The following is a 16,359-nucleotide window of genomic DNA, read 5'->3' on the forward strand; positions in this document are numbered from 1 at the left end:
CTATGTCACTATCAAAATTTGAATCAATGTTGAAAACCAACGATGTATATTTTTTCGATGCCACAGAGTTCGAAGATATAATACAGCATTACTTAGATGTAGGTAAGCATTCATTGGCTAAAAAAGCCGTTCAGCTTGGTTTAGAGCAGCATCCTACATCAATTCAGCTTAAGTTAATGTCTCTTGAATTATTAATTTTTGAAGACAAGTTAAAAGAAGCTATAACGTTGCTAAAAGATATTGAAGCAGTAGAACCTCATAATGATGAAGTGTTTATTCAAAAGGCAATGATTATGTCTAAAAAGAAAAAGCATTCCAAGGCTATACTAATCTTAAAAGAGTCTTTAAACTATGTAGAAGACCCATCTGATATCTGGTCAATGATTGGTATGGAATACCTGTATCTAGATGACTTTGAAAATGCTCGATTGAATTTTGCAAAATGTATTGAAGTAGACTTTGAAGATTATTCTTCTTTATATAATATTATTTATTGTTTTGATATGGAGGATAGCCATGAAGACGCTATTCGATATCTAACAGCGTATATTGATAAAAATCCGTATTGCGAAATAGCTTGGCATCAGTTGGGAAGACAGCACTATGTATTAAGTAACTATGAAGAGGCTTTAAGAGCATTTGATTATGCTGTTTTAATTGATGAGAGTTTTATCGGAGGGTATTTAGAAAAAGCGAAAACCTTAGAAGAGTTGCATCGATATGAAGAGGCTATAGAAAATTATTTAATAACACTTGAATTGGACGACCCAACCGCATTTGCTTACATAAGAATTGGTGAATGTTTCGAAAAGTTACAGGATTTAAATAATGCTATAAATTATTATAAAAAAGGAGTTCATGAAGATCCTTTGTTAGATAAAGGATGGATTTTATTGACCAATGTTCATTTTAAAGAAAAGAATTATCAAAAAGCTTTGTATTACATAAACAAAGCGTTGCAAATTAGTGATGATAATCCGTTGTACTGGAGGAGATATGCCGATATTAATTTGAAGATGAACTTCTATGAAGAAGCTGGAAAAGCTTTTGAGAATTGTATTCAGTTAGGAGATAATGATATTGAAGTATTTGTTACTTTGGCTGATTTACAATTGTTTTTAGGAGAGTTTAATGATGCTTTGAGAACAATGATCAAGGCAAAGAAAATTTATAGAGAATTTGCAGAAATAGAATATAGATTGTGTGGGTTATTTATGATTCTTCAAAAAGAAGAATACAGTTTAACACACTTAAAAAATGCATTGGCAATAGATTATGAATATTATAAGGTAATTGCGCCGTTGTTCCCTTCTGTATTTGATAAAGAAAAAGTGAAATTAATTATAGACACTTATAATCTTGAACAAAACACTTAATTCCAAATAATTTTGCATGTTTTGGGTACGCCAAATTTAATTTTTCCTTTTTCATAACTAGAAAAAGGATTGTTGGCTAATAATAATTTTTTAAGGTATCTTAAGCTTCTAGCATTTAATCCATTTGATATTTGAGAGAGTTGGTTGTTTGAAACGTCAATTATTCTCAATTTTTTCATTCCACTAAATGAATCAGGGAACAACCAAATAGAGTTGTTTTTTAAGTATAAATACTTCAAGGATTTTAAAAGATTTACTTGTTCAGGAAGTTCTTCTAATTTATTGCGTTCAAAATAAAGCGTTTCTAAATGTTCTAATCTTACAATGTTTTCTGGAAAAGTGTCAAACACATTATCGTTTAGATTTAGAGATTTTAGATTAGTTAGATTTTGAATGTCGTTAGGTAAGGAGGTTAAATTATTATTAGCTACATTTAAGGCTTCCAAATTTTTCAAGGCTAAAATAGTACTATCGATTTGTTGTATTTTATTGTTTGATAAATTGAGTGTTTTTAAATTATTAAAAGCAATAATATTTTCAGGAAAACTCTGTAGGTTTTTATTTGAAAGATTTAAATGATATACAGCGGTGGGAGCTTTCAAAGCTTCAGTTATAGAAGTGAAAATTCGATTCTCTTGACAATAAAGTAAGAAATTAGAAAGCAACGATACAAGGAGAATTATTTTTTTAAGCATAGGTTTAATAAGGGAAATTTTACATCGATAAAATTAATGAATTTAAAGTGAAAGCTCCTGGAATAAATAGAATTAAGAAGTATTTTTAATATATAAACGAAAGGGAAATAACAGGTGGAACTCGAAAACGATTTCGCATTTTTTTGTAAAACAAGCAGTATATTTCCCTAATTTTGAAATTCGATTTTTATGAAAAAAGTTAAAAAAATAGCAGTAATGACGTCTGGTGGAGATTCACCAGGAATGAATGCAGCCATACGTTCAGTGGTTAGGGCATGTGCATATTATAGAACAGAATGTGTTGGGATTTACAGAGGATATCAAGGATTGATTGAAGGTGATTTGGTACCAATGACAGCACGTAGTGTAAATAATATTGTACATAAAGGAGGAACGATTTTAAAATCGGCACGTTCAAAAGATTTTAGAACAAAAGAAGGTCGTAAAAAAGCATACGAAAACTTATTAGAACATAAAGTTGATGCGCTAGTGGTTATTGGAGGTGATGGATCTTTTACTGGAGGTGTTGTGTTTAATAAAGAATATAATTTTCCAATAATTGGAATTCCAGGAACGATTGACAATGATATTTTCGGAACTTCTCATACATTAGGATATGACACTGCCTTAAATACAGCAGTAGAAGCTATTGATAAAATTAGAGATACTGCCTCTTCTCATAATCGACTATTTTTTGTTGAGGTAATGGGACGCGATGCAGGATTTATAGCACTTAATGCTGGGGTAGGAGCTGGAGCTGAGGAAATTTTAATTCCTGAAGAAGATTTAGGATTAGAAAGAATGCTTGAGTCGTTAAAGAAAAGTAGAAGAACAGGAAAATCTTCAAGTATTGTAGTGGTAGCTGAAGGAGATAAATCTGGACGAAATGTGTACCAATTAGCAGAATATGTAGAAGAGAATATGCCAGAATATGAAGTAAGAGTATCTGTTCTAGGGCATATGCAAAGAGGAGGTTCGCCTTCGTGTTTTGATAGAGTTTTAGCAAGTAGATTAGGAGTTAAGGCTGTTGAATTATTAATAGATGGCAAAACAAATTTAATGGTAGGGTTAAAAGATAATAAAGTAACTACTACCGAGTTAGAAAAAGCAATTAAAGGAGGTCATACCATAGATATGGATTTATTAAGAGTATCTGATATTATGACCACCTAGATATAAATTAGAATAGAGTATGATAAAAGTAGGAATTAACGGATTTGGAAGAATAGGAAGAATTGCCTTTAGACAAGCAATGTTAAGAGACAATATGCAAGTTGTTGCGATAAACGATTTGTTAGATGTAGATTATTTAGCCTATTTACTAAAGTACGATTCAGTTCACGGACGTTTTGACGGAGAAGTAGAAGTTAAAGATGGACAATTAGTTGTAAACGGAAGAACGATAAGAGTAACTGCAGAAAGAAATCCGGAAAATTTAAAGTGGAATGAAGTAGGAGCAGAATATATTATAGAATCTACTGGGTTTTTCTTAACAAAAGAAGCGGCAGGTTTACATTTAAAAGGAGGAGCAAAGAAAGTGTTTATTTCTGCACCTTCTAAAGATGCTAATATGTATGTAATGGGAGTTAATCATGCTAGTATGACAAAAGATGAAACAGTAGTTTCTAACGCGTCTTGTACTACAAACTGTTTAGCACCTTTGTCGAAAGTAATTCATGAAAACTTCGGAATTCAAGAAGGATTAATGACTACAATTCATGCAGCTACTTCTGGTCAAGGAGTTGTAGATAGTCCTAATAAGGATAGAAGAAGAGGAAGATCTGCTTTAAATAATTTAATTCCAGCATCAACAGGAGCAGCAAAAGCAGTAACAAAAGTAATTCCAGAATTAGAAGGAAAGTTAACAGGAATGGCTGTTAGAGTTCCTGTAGCAGATGTATCTTTAGTTGATTTAACTTTTAAAACTGAAAAAGCAACTTCATTAAAAGAAATTTTAGCAACCTTAGAAGAAGCTTCAAAAGGAGAACTAAAAGGAATTTTAGGATACACAGAAGATAAAGTAGTTTCTCAAGATTTTGTTTCAGATGCAAGAACTTCGATTATTGATGCAGATGCATCCTTAGAATTGAATAGCAATTTCTTTAAGATTGTATCTTGGTATGACAATGAGTTTGGATATTCAACAAAAATTTTAGATTTGTTAGAATATTCTGCAAGTTTATAATTTACTTATAAAGAATAGTTAAAACCTGATAGTTTTTAGAAACTATCAGGTTTTTTTGTATGAATAAGTTTTATATTTGTAGTCCTTTTTTAAAAAAGGACAATTTGGGTAAGAATTGTAAGCTAAAGACTTACATAAAATATAAAACAAAATGATAAAAATAGGAATCAACGGATTCGGTAGAATAGGGAGATTAGCATTCCGTTCTGCCATGAAAAGAGACAACGTACAAGTAGTTGGAATTAACGATTTGTTAGACGTAGATTATTTGGCCTATTTATTAAAATATGATTCTGTTCACGGACGTTTCGACGGAGATGTTGAAGTAAAAGAAGGAAATTTAGTAGTAAATGGACAAGTAATTAGAGTAACTGCTGATAGAAATCCAGAGAATTTGAAGTGGAATGAGGTTGAAGCAGAATATATAATTGAATCTACAGGCTTTTTTACTGCAAAAGAAAAGGCAGCGTTGCATATTAAAGGAGGCGCAAAGAAAGTAATCATTTCTGCACCTTCTAAAGATGCTAAAATGTATGTTATGGGGGTGAATCATTCAGAAATGACAGCAGAGGAAACCATCATATCAAACGCTTCATGTACTACGAACTGTTTAGCTCCTTTAACTAAAGTTATTAATGATAGTTTTGGGTTAAAAGAAGGATTAATGACTACAGTGCATTCTGCAACATCAACTCAAAATACGGTAGATGGACCTAACAAAAAATGGAGAAGAGGTCGTACAGTTTTAAATAATATAATACCAACTACAACCGGGGCTGCAAAAGCAGTTACCAAAGTAATTCCAGAGTTAGAAGGAAAACTTACAGGAATGGCGGTACGTGTACCTGTACCAGATGTTTCTTTAGTAGACTTAACATTTAGAACTGAAAAAGCAACTTCATTAAAAGAAATTTTAGCAACTTTAGAAGAAGCTTCAAAAGGAGAGCTAAAAGGAATTTTAGGGTATACAGAAGATGAAGTAGTGTCTCAAGATTTTGTTTCAGAAACGAGAACTTCTGTGGTAGATGCCAAAGCAAGTTTAGAATTAAATGAAAACTTTTTTAAAGTAATTTCTTGGTATGATAATGAATATGGATATGCAACAAAGATTGTTGATTTATTAGAATATTCTGCATCGTTATAATATAAATTACGAACTAATAAAATGAATTCCCGTTTTGTAACGGGAATTTTTTATTTACTTTTATAGCATATGGAAATAGCAATAATAGCACATGATGGGAAGAAAGCTGACATGGTTCAGTTTTTAAATGAACATAAAGAAATATTAAAGCAAAAAGGAATAGAGTTGATATCTACTGGTACTACAGGAACCAAAGCAGAGAAAGCTGGGTTTAAAGTAACAAAATATCTGTCGGGGCCCTATGGAGGTGATGCACAAATAGCCAGTAGAGTTGCAGAAGGAAAATGTCATATGGTGTTCTTTTTTAGAGATCCACATGAAAAACATCCACATGAACCAGATATTTCTATGTTAATGCGTTTATGTGATGTGCATGACATTCCATTGGCTACAAATCCTTCAACGGCAGAATTATTAATTAAAGGAATATAAAAAAATCCACTTTTTTTAAGTGGATTTTTTAGTTATGTATGCTTGATGTCGTATTCGTTATTTGATAGCGATCATACTAATTTCAACATTTACAAACTTAGGTAAGTTCGCTACTTCTACAGTTTCTCTTGCAGGAGCAGTGTCTTCATTAAAATATTGAGCATAAACACTATTAATTTTAGAGAAGTTATGCATGTCAGAAATAAAAATAGACGTTTTTACTACGTGTTCAAATGTCATTTCTGCTGCAGCTAATACTTCTTTCATATTCTCCATTACTTGTTTAGTTTCAGTTTCTATAGAATCTTGAACTAATTCTCCAGTTTCTGGATTAAGAGCTATTTGTCCTGAAGTATACAAAGTATTTCCACTTAAAACAGCTTGGTTGTATGGTCCAATTGGAGCAGGAGCTTTAGTTGTTGTTATTATTTTTTTCATTCTTTTTTATCAAGTTTTGAGTTAAGTTTTAGAATTGATGAATTGTATCTTTTCAAGAATCAATGTCTAGAATAAAACCCTGTCTGGTGGTTTGTTTTTATCCCATTTTAAGTCGCTTAACACTCCCGATTTAACTCCAATAAAGAAATAGTAAGAAGAGTTAGTTCCAAAAGGAGTCCAGTTAAAGTTAAATCTCCAACTATCAAGATCTCTTGAAAAAGATAGACGTGTATAGGTAAATGAGTTTTGTTTAATGTCGTATCCTGAAGCAAAACCTACTTTCCATTTAGGAGAAAGTTCAACATCTCCACTAAACATTAAAGAGTTGTTTCCTATTCTTCCTCCGTCTAAACTGTTGTTCGTGTAGCTCATTGCATAAGCTAAATTAAGTGTCCAAGGAATTTTCGCTCTATATAGTTCAGCTTCTTTTGTCTTAGGTTGATTATTTTGTCTATCTCTTACGTTTGAACCAAATTCATTCGTAGTAGGTAAATTTTCACCAAAAACATCTGGAGTATCTTGGGCACCATTTCCGTTATTCGCGCTGTCTCCTTCATTTTGCTTTTCGAAATCTTTACTAGATAAAGAATAGTTAGCAGTCAACCCAAAATTCGTCATTCTTAGAAGCCCAGAATTAAATTTATTAATACGTTGTCCTTCATCATTTAATTGGTATGGGTCAAAAGTGGCATTCATGTTTAAGGCAAGTTTATCCTTAAATAATCGAGTTCCGGCATTGGCACTTATAGGACTCCAACGTAAACTATCTGCCGCAATGTTATAACTGGTGCTAAAATTTAAATTGTTTAAAATGGTAATCTTTTTATCTTCTTCATCACTATCTGGATCTTTTGGTGCTACTTTGGCTTCTAAAACATTGTTTACAGAAATTCCAATAGAATTAGAAATACCGCTACTTGGTCCGCTAAAAGCTCCAATTCCTTCTCCAAAAGGTGAATAGGTAAGTAAATCTGTTGGGTCTATACTTTGCTGAACTTGTAAATTATAATTTTCGGCAAAATTAGGCCTATAACCATAAGAAATAGATGGTCTAATGGTGTGTCTAATAGCTTTTAAACGTCCTTTTTTAAATGTGAAATTTCCATAAACCTGTGTAGATAATGAAAGTCCAAAACTATATTCATGAAAACGGTTAAATCCACTAATAGTATCATTAACTACTGCTCCTAAATTTCCTTGACTATTGGTCGCGGTAGGGTCAAATCGCTTATTTAACTTCTTAAATCCCCATGTTTCATTAAAGGTTGCATTTGGAGAAAGCGTAAAGTATTTAAAAGCTTTGATATTCGTATTTGCACTTACATTGTGTTTAATTCCAGATTTAGCCTCTTCGAACATTTTACTGGTAAAAAAATCATCATCAGTAGTGTTGATTCTAAACTCACCTTGCATACTATAATTAAGACCAATCTTTTGTATTGGAGTTTTCTTAACTCCTCCTTTTCCAGCAAATGGATAAATTCTATCCATATTCAATTGTAAAGAAGGTAAAGTCATGGTAATTTGTTGGGTGTTCGTGTTTTGAGAATGCGTTGCAGTAACATTCATATTAAACGGAGTACCAACGAATTTTTTATAATATGATATAGATGAACTTAACGTATTGTTTAAGAACTGAGAACTATTAAATTCATTTAAAGATTGACGATAATAACGACTACTACCTAAATTAACAGAAGCAGAAAATCTTGAATGTGGGCTAGATTTACTATCCTGGCTATGACTCCAACGAATATTAAAGTTGGTAGATTTACTAAAATCACTTAACCCTTGTATACTTTGTAAGAGGTTTTCAAAACGAATACTAAAGGTACCGCTAAATTTATAGCGCACATAATAATTTGAATCTCCACGTAATCCCCAACTTCCATTGGTGTATAAATCACCTAAAACGGTTAAGTCAAAATAGTCACTAAGAGCAAAGTAATATCCTCCATTTTGTAAGAAGAACCCTTGATTGTTACTTTCACCCCAAGAAGGAATGATAAAACCTGAAGTTCTTTTATCTGTTAAAGGAAAATATGCAAAAGGTAAATATACAGGAGTTGGTACATCTGCCAAAACCAAGTTGCTACCTCCTACAATAATCTTCTTTCCAGGAACTAATTTGGCTTTGTTAGTTGCAATATAATAATCAGGTATTTTCTTCTGCGAGGTCGTAAATTTTAATCTACGCATATAAATAGTAGAGTCATTAACCCTTTTGGTCTTTTCTCCATAGGTGATAATTCCTCCCTGTTCTGTTTTAACTCCATAAACTAAAGCTTTTTTAGTTTTAAAGTTGAATATGATAGAATCTTGCTCAGATTTTTGTCCTCCTTGAATAAAAACTGGACGCTGTTGGTAACCAGTACTATCTTTTATTCCTTTTGCATACACCAAATTATTCTTATAATCCAAAATAATAATTCCGGCTTTTAGGTCAATATCGGTATATGTTACACGTGCCTTGTTGTATAAAGTTAGTGTTTTATTCTTAGCATCTTGGATAGTGTAGTCTTCTGCATCATGAGTAATAATACCATCGATAACCTCTTTAGGCTTTATAGTATCATTGGCGATAGAATCTTTTTGTATAAGGACATCCTTTTTCAAGCTAGGAATAGAATCTCGTTTTTGTGGTAGACGAGTATTGCTTTTAGCTTTGATAGGAATTACTTCCTTTTTACCAAGTTCTTGAGCATTACTTAATTGAATGCAAAAAAGATAGCAGAATAAAAGTATATAAGTTAGATTTGTTCGCAATACTATAAATACTATTTTTGTGTTATATTTAAGATTTGGCGTGTTATTTGAACTAGCCTGTTTTAGAAGTCCAAAAATAGTTAAATTTTTATTGATGCAATTCTTAAATTTTTATAAAAATAATTTTAAAAACTTAATTCTAATAACGAGTATTATTAGTACTTTATTTTGCAGTTTTTCAGAAGAATTACACGCGCAAAAAAAATATGTTGTAGTACTTGATGCTGGACATGGAGGTAAAGACCCAGGGAACTTGGGTAATGGGTATAGAGAGAAGAACATTGCCTTACGTGTAGCTTTAGATGTTGGAAAGGAATTATTAACAGCTAAAGATATTGAAGTCGTATATACTCGAAAAAAAGACGTTTTTGTTGAGTTACATAATAGAGCTAAAATAGCAAATAATAAAAATGCTGACTTATTTGTGTCTATACACTGTGATGCATTTAGAAGATCAGATCCTCATGGAGCAAGTACCTTTGTGCTTGGGTTAAGTGGAAATAAGGAAAATTTAGAGATAGCAAAAAAGGAAAATGCAGTAATCTTACTCGAGGATAATTATAAACAGAATTATGATTATGATCCGAACTCTCCAGAATCATTAATTGGATTATCAGTACTTCAAGAGGAGAATTTGGATAATAGCTTAGGAATTGCAGGATTAATTCAGAATAACTTTGTGTCTTTAAGAAGATATAATCGTAAAGTAAAACAAGCGAACTTTTTAGTACTTCGAGAAACTGTTATGCCAAGTGTTTTAATAGAACTTGGTTTTCTTACAAATAAAGCTGAAGGACGCTTTTTAAATACGCGTCAAGGGCAAATAAAAATGGCAAAAGCCATTGCACAAGCTATTAAAAAATATGTAGATAGATTAAAGGTTAATACAGTGAACAGATCTGCACCAATAGCGGTAACAGTTGTAAAGGATAAAGAGAAGAAACCAAAACCAAAACCTAAGAAGCAAACTGTAAAAAAGCCTGCTAAAAAAGAGGTTGCAAAAGTAACACCTCCTAAGAAGAAGGAAACGAAGAAAGTTGTAGCTCAAAATAAAACACCTAAAACTACACCAAAGCAAAAACCAAAATCAAAGCCAATTGTAAGCAAAACTTCAGTAAAAAAATCTAGTACAGAAAAAGGAATTCTTTTTAGAGTGCAAATAGCTGCATCTAAAAAGAAACTAAGTACAAAAAGCTTTAACTTTAAAGGCTTGGAGAATGTAAAAATGAAAGTAATAGATGATTATTACAAATACTTTTATGGTGAAACTCCTAGTTTTAAGAAGATTAAAGAGATTTTAAAAGAAGTAAAACCAAAAGGATTCAAAGATGCTTGGATTGTAGCATTTAAAAATGGACAAAAGATTTCGCTAAAAGAAGCATTAAAAAGCCAGTAATTTAGATGAATTCTAAGAATTTCTAACAAAATTATTAGTATTTTCGCTCGTAATAATTTTGTTCTATGTCTAAAGAATTAAAAACTGGAATCGTATCTGTTGTCATTATAGCACTTTTTATATGGGGTTATAACTTTTTAAAAGGGCAAGATTTGTTTAGCCCAAATTCAAGACATTTTTTTGTAGAATATGACAACATCAATGGACTTAATGAAGCTAGCTTAGTAACTATTAATGGGTTAAAAGTTGGTAGAGTTGATGATATTACGTTTAATAGCAAACCAGAAAAAAAAGGAAGTTTATTAGTACGTATCTCTTTAGATAACGATTTTCAATTTTCTAAAAATAGTATCGCAAAAATATATTCAGCGAGTTTAATGGGAGGACAGAACTTGGCAATTGTACCAAGTTATGAAGGTCCTCAGGCTGTTTCTGGTGATTATTTAAAAGGAGAAATTGAATCGGATATGTTCTCTTCAGTAGGAGAAAAGTTAAATCCTTTGCAAGCGAAACTTGAAAATGTATTGGTAGGAGCTGACTCTTTATTAATAGGATTCAATCAAGTCTTAGATAAAAAATCAAGAAAGAGTTTAAATAGGAGTATTCTTGGTTTGGAAGGAACAATAACTGATGTTCGTAAAACTCTATCATCAGTAAATAAGTTATTGGCAGACAATAAGACAAACTTAGATTCGACCTTAATTAATGCTAAGGAAATTACTAGTAATTTTTCAAAAGTTTCAAAAGATTTGGCGAAGGCCAATTTGGGAGAGACGGTTAAAAAGCTTGAAACTACACTTACCAACGTAAATACATTATTAGCCGATATGAAGTCTGGTAAAGGAACATTAGGAAAATTAATGACGGACGATAAAATGTATACTAACTTAACCAATGCTTCAAAAGAAATGGAAGAGTTATTAAGAGAAATGAAATTGAATCCAAAGCGTTTTGTGCATTTTTCATTATTCGGAAAAAAGCCAAAACCATATAACGAGGAGAACAATAAGAAAAATACAAGCAACAACTAATAAAACTAAAACAACTAAATATTAATTCATTAAAACCTATAAAGAAGAAGATTAGAATCAATTACAGTTAAACAATTTTACTTTTAAAAACAATGGAGAAATACCTACCAAACATCTTTTTTGCAATTATTTTAATTGCGGGTATTGGATATTTTGTAATGAATGTCAAAAAGCTTATCCGAAATATTAAATTAGGAAAAGATATCGACAGAAACGATCGAAAACCTGAACGTTGGAAGAATATGGCTAAAATAGCCTTAGGACAGTATAAAATGGTTCGTCGTCCTCTTTCAGGAATACTACATATTGTAGTATATGTTGGTTTTATTTTAATCAATATAGAAATGTTAGAAATAGTTATTGACGGACTTTTTGGAACACACCGTGTGTTTCAACCAGTACTAGGAAATACTATTTATGGGTTTTTAATTGGGAATTTTGAAGTATTAGCAGCGCTAGTTTTTGTAGCCGTAATCATCTTTTGGTTAAGAAGAAATATTCAAAGAGTGAAGCGTTTCTGGAATAAAGAAATGACAGGATGGCCAAAGAATGATGGAAACATCATTTTATACTTTGAAATGGTTTTAATGAGTTTATTCCTAGTAATGAACGCAACAGATGTACCTTTTCAAGAAGCAGGAGCTGGAAATGTGGTTTCACAATTTATAGCACCATGGTTTAGTGAGTTTTCTCTTGAGGAGTTACACATTATAGAAAAAGCTGCTTGGTGGTTACACATCGTAGGAATTTTAATTTTCTTAAATTATCTATACTACTCTAAACACTTACACATCCTATTAGCATTCCCAAATACGTTTTATGCTAAATTAGAACCAAAAGGGCAGTTGGATAACTTAGAAGCGGTTACTAAAGAAGTACAGATGATGATGGATCCAGATGCAGATCCATATGCAATGCCTGAAGAAGGGGCGGAAGATGAAGAACCAGCAAAGTTTGGAGCTTCAGATGTAGCTGATTTAAATTGGGTACAGTTAATGAATGCATACACGTGTACTGAATGTGGACGTTGTACATCATCTTGTCCAGCGAACTTAACAGGAAAAGAATTATCACCTCGTGCGATTATGATGAAAACTCGTGATCGATTGGAAGAGGTTGGAAATAATATAGATGCCAATGGAGGAGAGTTTAAACCAGACGGCAAGCAGTTATTAGACGATTATATTACCAGAGAAGAATTATGGGCTTGTACAAGTTGTAATGCTTGTGTTCAAGAATGTCCAATTGGTATTGATCCGTTGTCTATAATTATGGATATGAGACGTTATTTAGTAATGGAAGAATCAGCAGCTCCACAGGAGTTAAATATGATGATGACCAATATTGAAAATAACGGTGCACCATGGCAATATAGCCAAATGGATAGATTAAACTGGAAAGATGAATAATCTAATCTATTAACTAAATGTCGGTTCTAGTAATTTTTCTAAAGAAGAAAGATTATAAAAAGAACAAAAACTAATTATTAATTCTCAATTATACATTACGAATCATTCGTAATCCATAATTATAAAATACAAACTTAATTATGAACGTACCAACAATGGCAGATATGATGGCTCAAGGAAAGCAACCAGAAGTGTTGTTTTGGGTCGGAGCAGCAGGAAGTTATGATGATAGAGCAAAAAAAATCACCAAAGCTTTTGTAAAAATCTTACAACAGGCTAACGTAGATTTTGCAGTATTAGGTACCGAAGAAAGCTCAACGGGAGATGCTGCAAAGCGTGCTGGAAATGAATTTTTATTTCAAATGCAAGCAGTAACCAATATTGAAGTTTTAAATGCATATGAGGTAAAAACAATTGTTACATGTGATCCACATTCATTTAATACATTAAAAAATGAATATCCTAGTTTAGGAGGAAAGTACACTGTTTACCATCATACACAATATATTAACAAGTTAATTACAGATGGTCGCTTAGAGGTAGGAGATGAAGTCTTAAAAAACAAAAGGTTAACCTATCATGACCCATGCTACTTAGGAAGAGCAAATGATGTATACGAAACTCCACGTGATTTAATTCGCCGCTTAGGAGTGCGTATGACAGAAATGAAACGTCATAAGTCAACAGCTTTATGTTGTGGAGCAGGAGGAGCTCAAATGTTTAAGGAGCCAGAAAGAGGAGATATGGATATAAATATCTTACGTACGAAAGATGCTTTAGAAACCAATCCTCAAATAATAGCAACAGGATGTCCGTATTGTAATACTATGATGACAGATGGAGTAAAGTTCCATTTAAAAGAAGATCAAATTGTAGTAAAAGATATTGCTGAGTTAATTGCTGAAGCAAATAATCTATAAAAAATACTTTTATAAATAGAAGTAAAAGAAAAAGGAAGGCGTTGTCTTCCTTTTTTTTATTTAATAATAGTACTTTTGAACAATTATTCTAAAATAAATGAAAAACTTTATAAAAGCAGCTCGTTTACGAACATTACCACTTTCTTTATCTGGAATTATTGTTGGAGCGTACTTAGGTTCAGTTGATAAATTCTTGCTTATTTATGAGGAATTCATAGACACAACTATTTGTGTAGTAAGGACACCTTTATATAGGTCTTCAATTTTTTGGTTGGCCATTTTAACTACCATAGGATTTCAAGTACTTTCTAATTTTGCCAATGATTATGGTGATGGAGTAAAAGGAACGGATGATAATAGAGAAGGAGAAGCACGTATGGTCTCTTCAGGAGCAATTACTCCAAAGCAAATGAAAACGGCTATGACTGTTACTACTATTTTTACTTTAATTGTAGCAATTTTGTTGATTTATGTTTCTTTTGGTAAGGATAATTTTGGATTATCATTATTGTTTTTTGGGTTAGGTATTGCGTCTATTGTGGCGGCAATCAAGTATACAGTGGGTAAATCGGCCTATGGTTATAGCGGGTTTGGAGATATTTTTGTGTTTGTGTTTTTCGGTTTATTAGCAGTTGTCGGAACTTATTTCCTGTATACAAAAGAACTTAATTTTGTTATTTTTCTACCAGCATTTACTATTGGTTTGTTAAGTACCGCGGTATTAAACTTAAATAATATGCGTGATAGAGTAAATGATCAAAAATCAGGAAAGAATACTATCGTAGTAAAAATAGGAGCAGAGTTTGCTAAGTACTATCATTATTACTTAATATTTGCCTCTTTTTTATTCGCTTTATTGTATGTGGTAATTAATTACAGATCACCTTATCAGTTTTTATTTATCATAGCCTATTTACCTCTAATAAAACATCTTGTTTTTGTGTATAATAATAAGGAAGAGAGATTGTTAGATGGAGAATTGAAAAAAGTAGCATTAAGTACTTTTTTATTTTCAATTTTGTTTGGGTTAGGGCAAATTTTGTAACTTTCCGATAAAATGATTCTCTTATGAAAATACTAACCTACTTACTATTCTCATTTGTTTTTCTTTTAGGATGTGGAGGAGGTAACAGCAATACTACGTCTCCAGAATCTGTAGATTATGGTAATGCTGAAATACTTGAGGTAGAAGCAAGTGCTACCAAAGAATTTTCAAAACCAAGTAATCCTTCCGAAGCAATTCAAAGAAAACTAATTAAAAGAGGAGATATTTCTTTTGAAACGAACGATTTAAGTAAGACGAGAAACCATATAGAACAAACTTTACAAAAGTTTAATGGATATGTTTCTGAAGATAATCAATACAAGTCGTTGAATAATATAACCAATAATTTAACGGTTCGAATTCCTTCTCAAAATTTTGATGCTTTCTTAAATGAACTTTCTACTGAGGTCGATAAATTTGATCATAAAAATGTTTCAGTAAATGACGTTACTGAACAGTTCTTGGATATAGAAGCGAGATTGGGAGTAAAAAAAGCTTTGGAGCAACGCTACAATCAACTTTTACAAAAAGCAAAATCAGTAAAAGAGATATTAGAAATAGAGAAAGAATTAGCAAGTGTACGTTCAGATATTGAATCAATGGAAGGGCGTTTACAATATTTACAAAATCAAGTATCCTATTCAACATTAAGTATACGATACTATAAAGTGGAATTGACAAAATCATCTTCGAAAGGTTTTTGGAGAAGATTAGGAAATGCCTTTTTTAATGGTATAGATAATATTAAATGGTTTTTTATTGGACTGGTTAATATTTGGCCATTTATTTTATTGCTAGTGGGAGGGATTTATTTATTAAGAAAACGAATTAAACGAAAAAAATAATGAATATTACATTTTACGGTCATGCGTGTTTTGGTATAGAGATTAACGGAACTCATATTTTAGTGGATCCATTTATTTCAGGAAATCCATTAGCATCAGAGATTAATATTGAAGAAATTAAAGCAGATTATATTTTAGTAACGCATGCACATCAAGACCATATATTGGATGTAGATGCGATTGCACAAAGAACTGGTGCAACCATTGTTTCTAATTATGAAATTTACATGCATTATACCGCAAAAGAATTAAAGGCACATCCTTTAAATCATGGAGGAATTTTTAAAACAGAAAAATTTTCAGCAAAATATGTAAATGCAATTCATACTTCTTCTTTTCCTGATGGAAGTTATGGAGGTCAACCAGGTGGTTTTGTAATTACAGCAGGAGATACCTCTTTATATATAGCAGGAGATACCGCTGTTACAATGGATATGAAGCTAATTCCAATGACAACAAAGTTAACAGCGTCTATTTTACCTATTGGAGATAATTTTACAATGGGAGTAGCAGATGCTATTATTGCAAGTGATTTGGTAGAATGTAATAAAGTTATAGGATGTCATTTTAATACATTTCCTCCAATAGAAATAGATGTTGAAGAGGCAAAGCAACAATTTTTAGCAAAAAATAAAGAATTAAATATTTTAGAAATAGGAACTTCAATTAGTATATAA

General features: G+C 31.7%; 15 protein-coding genes. 12 read left to right on the forward strand and 3 right to left on the reverse strand.

What is annotated here, in order from left to right; genetic code table 11:
- Positions 1-26 precede the first annotated feature (26 nt).
- Positions 27-1,376 (forward strand): tetratricopeptide repeat protein, encoded by a 1,350-nt coding sequence (locus tag Q0873_RS01105; protein WP_299103887.1) that lies wholly within the window; start codon positions 27-29, stop codon positions 1,374-1,376.
- Here the strand turns inward: Q0873_RS01105 and Q0873_RS01110 are convergent.
- On the reverse strand, positions 1,373-2,071 hold the full coding sequence (locus tag Q0873_RS01110; protein ID WP_299103889.1) for a leucine-rich repeat domain-containing protein: 699 nt from the start codon (positions 2,069-2,071) through the stop codon (positions 1,373-1,375). The two genes, Q0873_RS01105 and Q0873_RS01110, sit on opposite strands and share 4 nt — an antisense overlap.
- 189 nt (positions 2,072-2,260) lie before the next feature.
- Here Q0873_RS01110 and pfkA point away from each other — a divergent pair, with 189 nt between their 5' ends.
- The 4 genes from pfkA (at position 2,261) to Q0873_RS01130 (ending at position 5,832) form a co-directional block, all read left to right on the forward strand.
- On the forward strand, positions 2,261-3,244 hold the full coding sequence (gene pfkA, locus Q0873_RS01115; protein WP_299103890.1) for a 6-phosphofructokinase: 984 nt from the start codon (positions 2,261-2,263) through the stop codon (positions 3,242-3,244).
- 19 nt (positions 3,245-3,263) lie between these two features.
- Positions 3,264-4,256 carry a type I glyceraldehyde-3-phosphate dehydrogenase gene (gene gap, locus Q0873_RS01120; protein ID WP_299103891.1) on the forward strand — a complete coding sequence of 331 codons (993 nt, stop codon included), beginning with the start codon at positions 3,264-3,266 and terminating at the stop codon, positions 4,254-4,256.
- 151 nt (positions 4,257-4,407) lie between these two features.
- Positions 4,408-5,400 carry a type I glyceraldehyde-3-phosphate dehydrogenase gene (gene gap / locus Q0873_RS01125; RefSeq protein WP_299103892.1) on the forward strand — a complete coding sequence of 331 codons (993 nt, stop codon included), beginning with the start codon at positions 4,408-4,410 and terminating at the stop codon, positions 5,398-5,400.
- A gap of 69 nt (positions 5,401-5,469) precedes the next feature.
- Complete coding sequence (locus Q0873_RS01130; RefSeq protein ID WP_299103893.1) at positions 5,470-5,832, forward strand: methylglyoxal synthase; 363 nt, start codon at positions 5,470-5,472, stop codon at positions 5,830-5,832.
- Positions 5,833-5,889: 57 nt separating this feature from the next.
- On the opposite strand, the gene Q0873_RS01135 is transcribed toward Q0873_RS01130, so the two are convergent.
- Complete coding sequence (locus tag Q0873_RS01135) at positions 5,890-6,270, reverse strand: RidA family protein (protein ID WP_299103894.1); 381 nt, start codon at positions 6,268-6,270, stop codon at positions 5,890-5,892.
- Positions 6,271-6,336: 66 nt separating this feature from the next.
- A complete protein-coding gene (locus Q0873_RS01140) occupies positions 6,337-9,036 on the reverse strand; it encodes a putative LPS assembly protein LptD (protein WP_299103895.1) in 2,700 nt (899 codons plus the stop codon).
- Positions 9,037-9,130: 94 nt separating this feature from the next.
- Between Q0873_RS01140 and Q0873_RS01145 the strand changes: the two genes are divergently transcribed.
- The 7 genes from Q0873_RS01145 to Q0873_RS01175 all read left to right on the forward strand — a co-directional run bounded on the left by Q0873_RS01145 (position 9,131) and on the right by Q0873_RS01175 (position 16,359).
- On the forward strand, positions 9,131-10,432 hold the full coding sequence (locus Q0873_RS01145; RefSeq protein ID WP_299103896.1) for an N-acetylmuramoyl-L-alanine amidase: 1,302 nt from the start codon (positions 9,131-9,133) through the stop codon (positions 10,430-10,432).
- A gap of 65 nt (positions 10,433-10,497) precedes the next feature.
- Complete coding sequence (locus tag Q0873_RS01150) at positions 10,498-11,463, forward strand: MlaD family protein (RefSeq protein ID WP_299103897.1); 966 nt, start codon at positions 10,498-10,500, stop codon at positions 11,461-11,463.
- 92 nt (positions 11,464-11,555) lie between these two features.
- Entirely contained in the window at positions 11,556-12,872 is a 1,317-nt protein-coding gene (locus Q0873_RS01155) for a (Fe-S)-binding protein (RefSeq protein WP_299103898.1), read from the forward strand.
- 140 nt (positions 12,873-13,012) lie between these two features.
- The gene (locus Q0873_RS01160) at positions 13,013-13,792 is read left to right on the forward strand and encodes a (Fe-S)-binding protein (RefSeq protein ID WP_299103900.1); all 780 of its coding nucleotides are present in this window, start codon (positions 13,013-13,015) and stop codon (positions 13,790-13,792) included.
- Positions 13,793-13,889: 97 nt separating this feature from the next.
- Positions 13,890-14,837 carry a 1,4-dihydroxy-2-naphthoate octaprenyltransferase gene (gene menA / locus Q0873_RS01165; protein ID WP_299103901.1) on the forward strand — a complete coding sequence of 316 codons (948 nt, stop codon included), beginning with the start codon at positions 13,890-13,892 and terminating at the stop codon, positions 14,835-14,837.
- Between the two features lie 23 nt (positions 14,838-14,860).
- Complete coding sequence (locus Q0873_RS01170; protein WP_299103902.1) at positions 14,861-15,682, forward strand: DUF4349 domain-containing protein; 822 nt, start codon at positions 14,861-14,863, stop codon at positions 15,680-15,682.
- Positions 15,682-16,359 (forward strand): metal-dependent hydrolase, encoded by a 678-nt coding sequence (locus tag Q0873_RS01175; RefSeq protein ID WP_299103903.1) that lies wholly within the window; start codon positions 15,682-15,684, stop codon positions 16,357-16,359. The genes Q0873_RS01170 and Q0873_RS01175 overlap by 1 nt, the downstream gene beginning before the upstream one ends.

Origin of the sequence: uncultured Tenacibaculum sp. (assembly GCF_947498805.1) — a bacterium.
Lineage (GTDB): Bacteria > Bacteroidota > Bacteroidia > Flavobacteriales > Flavobacteriaceae > Polaribacter.

Bases quoted from the DNA above. Each gene is read 5' to 3' on its own strand.
- Q0873_RS01175 (WP_299103903.1), top strand. From the start codon at position 15,682: ATGAATATTACATTTTACGGTCATGCGTGTTTTGGTATAGAGATTAAC.
- menA (WP_299103901.1), top strand. From the start codon at position 13,890: ATGAAAAACTTTATAAAAGCAGCTCGTTTACGAACATTACCACTTTCT.
- Q0873_RS01150 (WP_299103897.1), top strand. From the start codon at position 10,498: ATGTCTAAAGAATTAAAAACTGGAATCGTATCTGTTGTCATTATAGCA.
- gap (WP_299103891.1), top strand. From the start codon at position 3,264: ATGATAAAAGTAGGAATTAACGGATTTGGAAGAATAGGAAGAATTGCC.
- Q0873_RS01155 (WP_299103898.1), top strand. From the start codon at position 11,556: ATGGAGAAATACCTACCAAACATCTTTTTTGCAATTATTTTAATTGCG.
- pfkA (WP_299103890.1), top strand. From the start codon at position 2,261: ATGAAAAAAGTTAAAAAAATAGCAGTAATGACGTCTGGTGGAGATTCA.
- Q0873_RS01170 (WP_299103902.1), top strand. From the start codon at position 14,861: ATGAAAATACTAACCTACTTACTATTCTCATTTGTTTTTCTTTTAGGA.
- Q0873_RS01105 (WP_299103887.1), top strand. From the start codon at position 27: ATGTTGAAAACCAACGATGTATATTTTTTCGATGCCACAGAGTTCGAA.
- Q0873_RS01160 (WP_299103900.1), top strand. From the start codon at position 13,013: ATGAACGTACCAACAATGGCAGATATGATGGCTCAAGGAAAGCAACCA.
- Q0873_RS01145 (WP_299103896.1), top strand. From the start codon at position 9,131: ATGCAATTCTTAAATTTTTATAAAAATAATTTTAAAAACTTAATTCTA.
- Q0873_RS01130 (WP_299103893.1), top strand. From the start codon at position 5,470: ATGGAAATAGCAATAATAGCACATGATGGGAAGAAAGCTGACATGGTT.
- gap (WP_299103892.1), top strand. From the start codon at position 4,408: ATGATAAAAATAGGAATCAACGGATTCGGTAGAATAGGGAGATTAGCA.
- Q0873_RS01110 (WP_299103889.1), bottom strand. From the start codon at position 2,071: ATGCTTAAAAAAATAATTCTCCTTGTATCGTTGCTTTCTAATTTCTTA.
- Q0873_RS01135 (WP_299103894.1), bottom strand. From the start codon at position 6,270: ATGAAAAAAATAATAACAACAACTAAAGCTCCTGCTCCAATTGGACCA.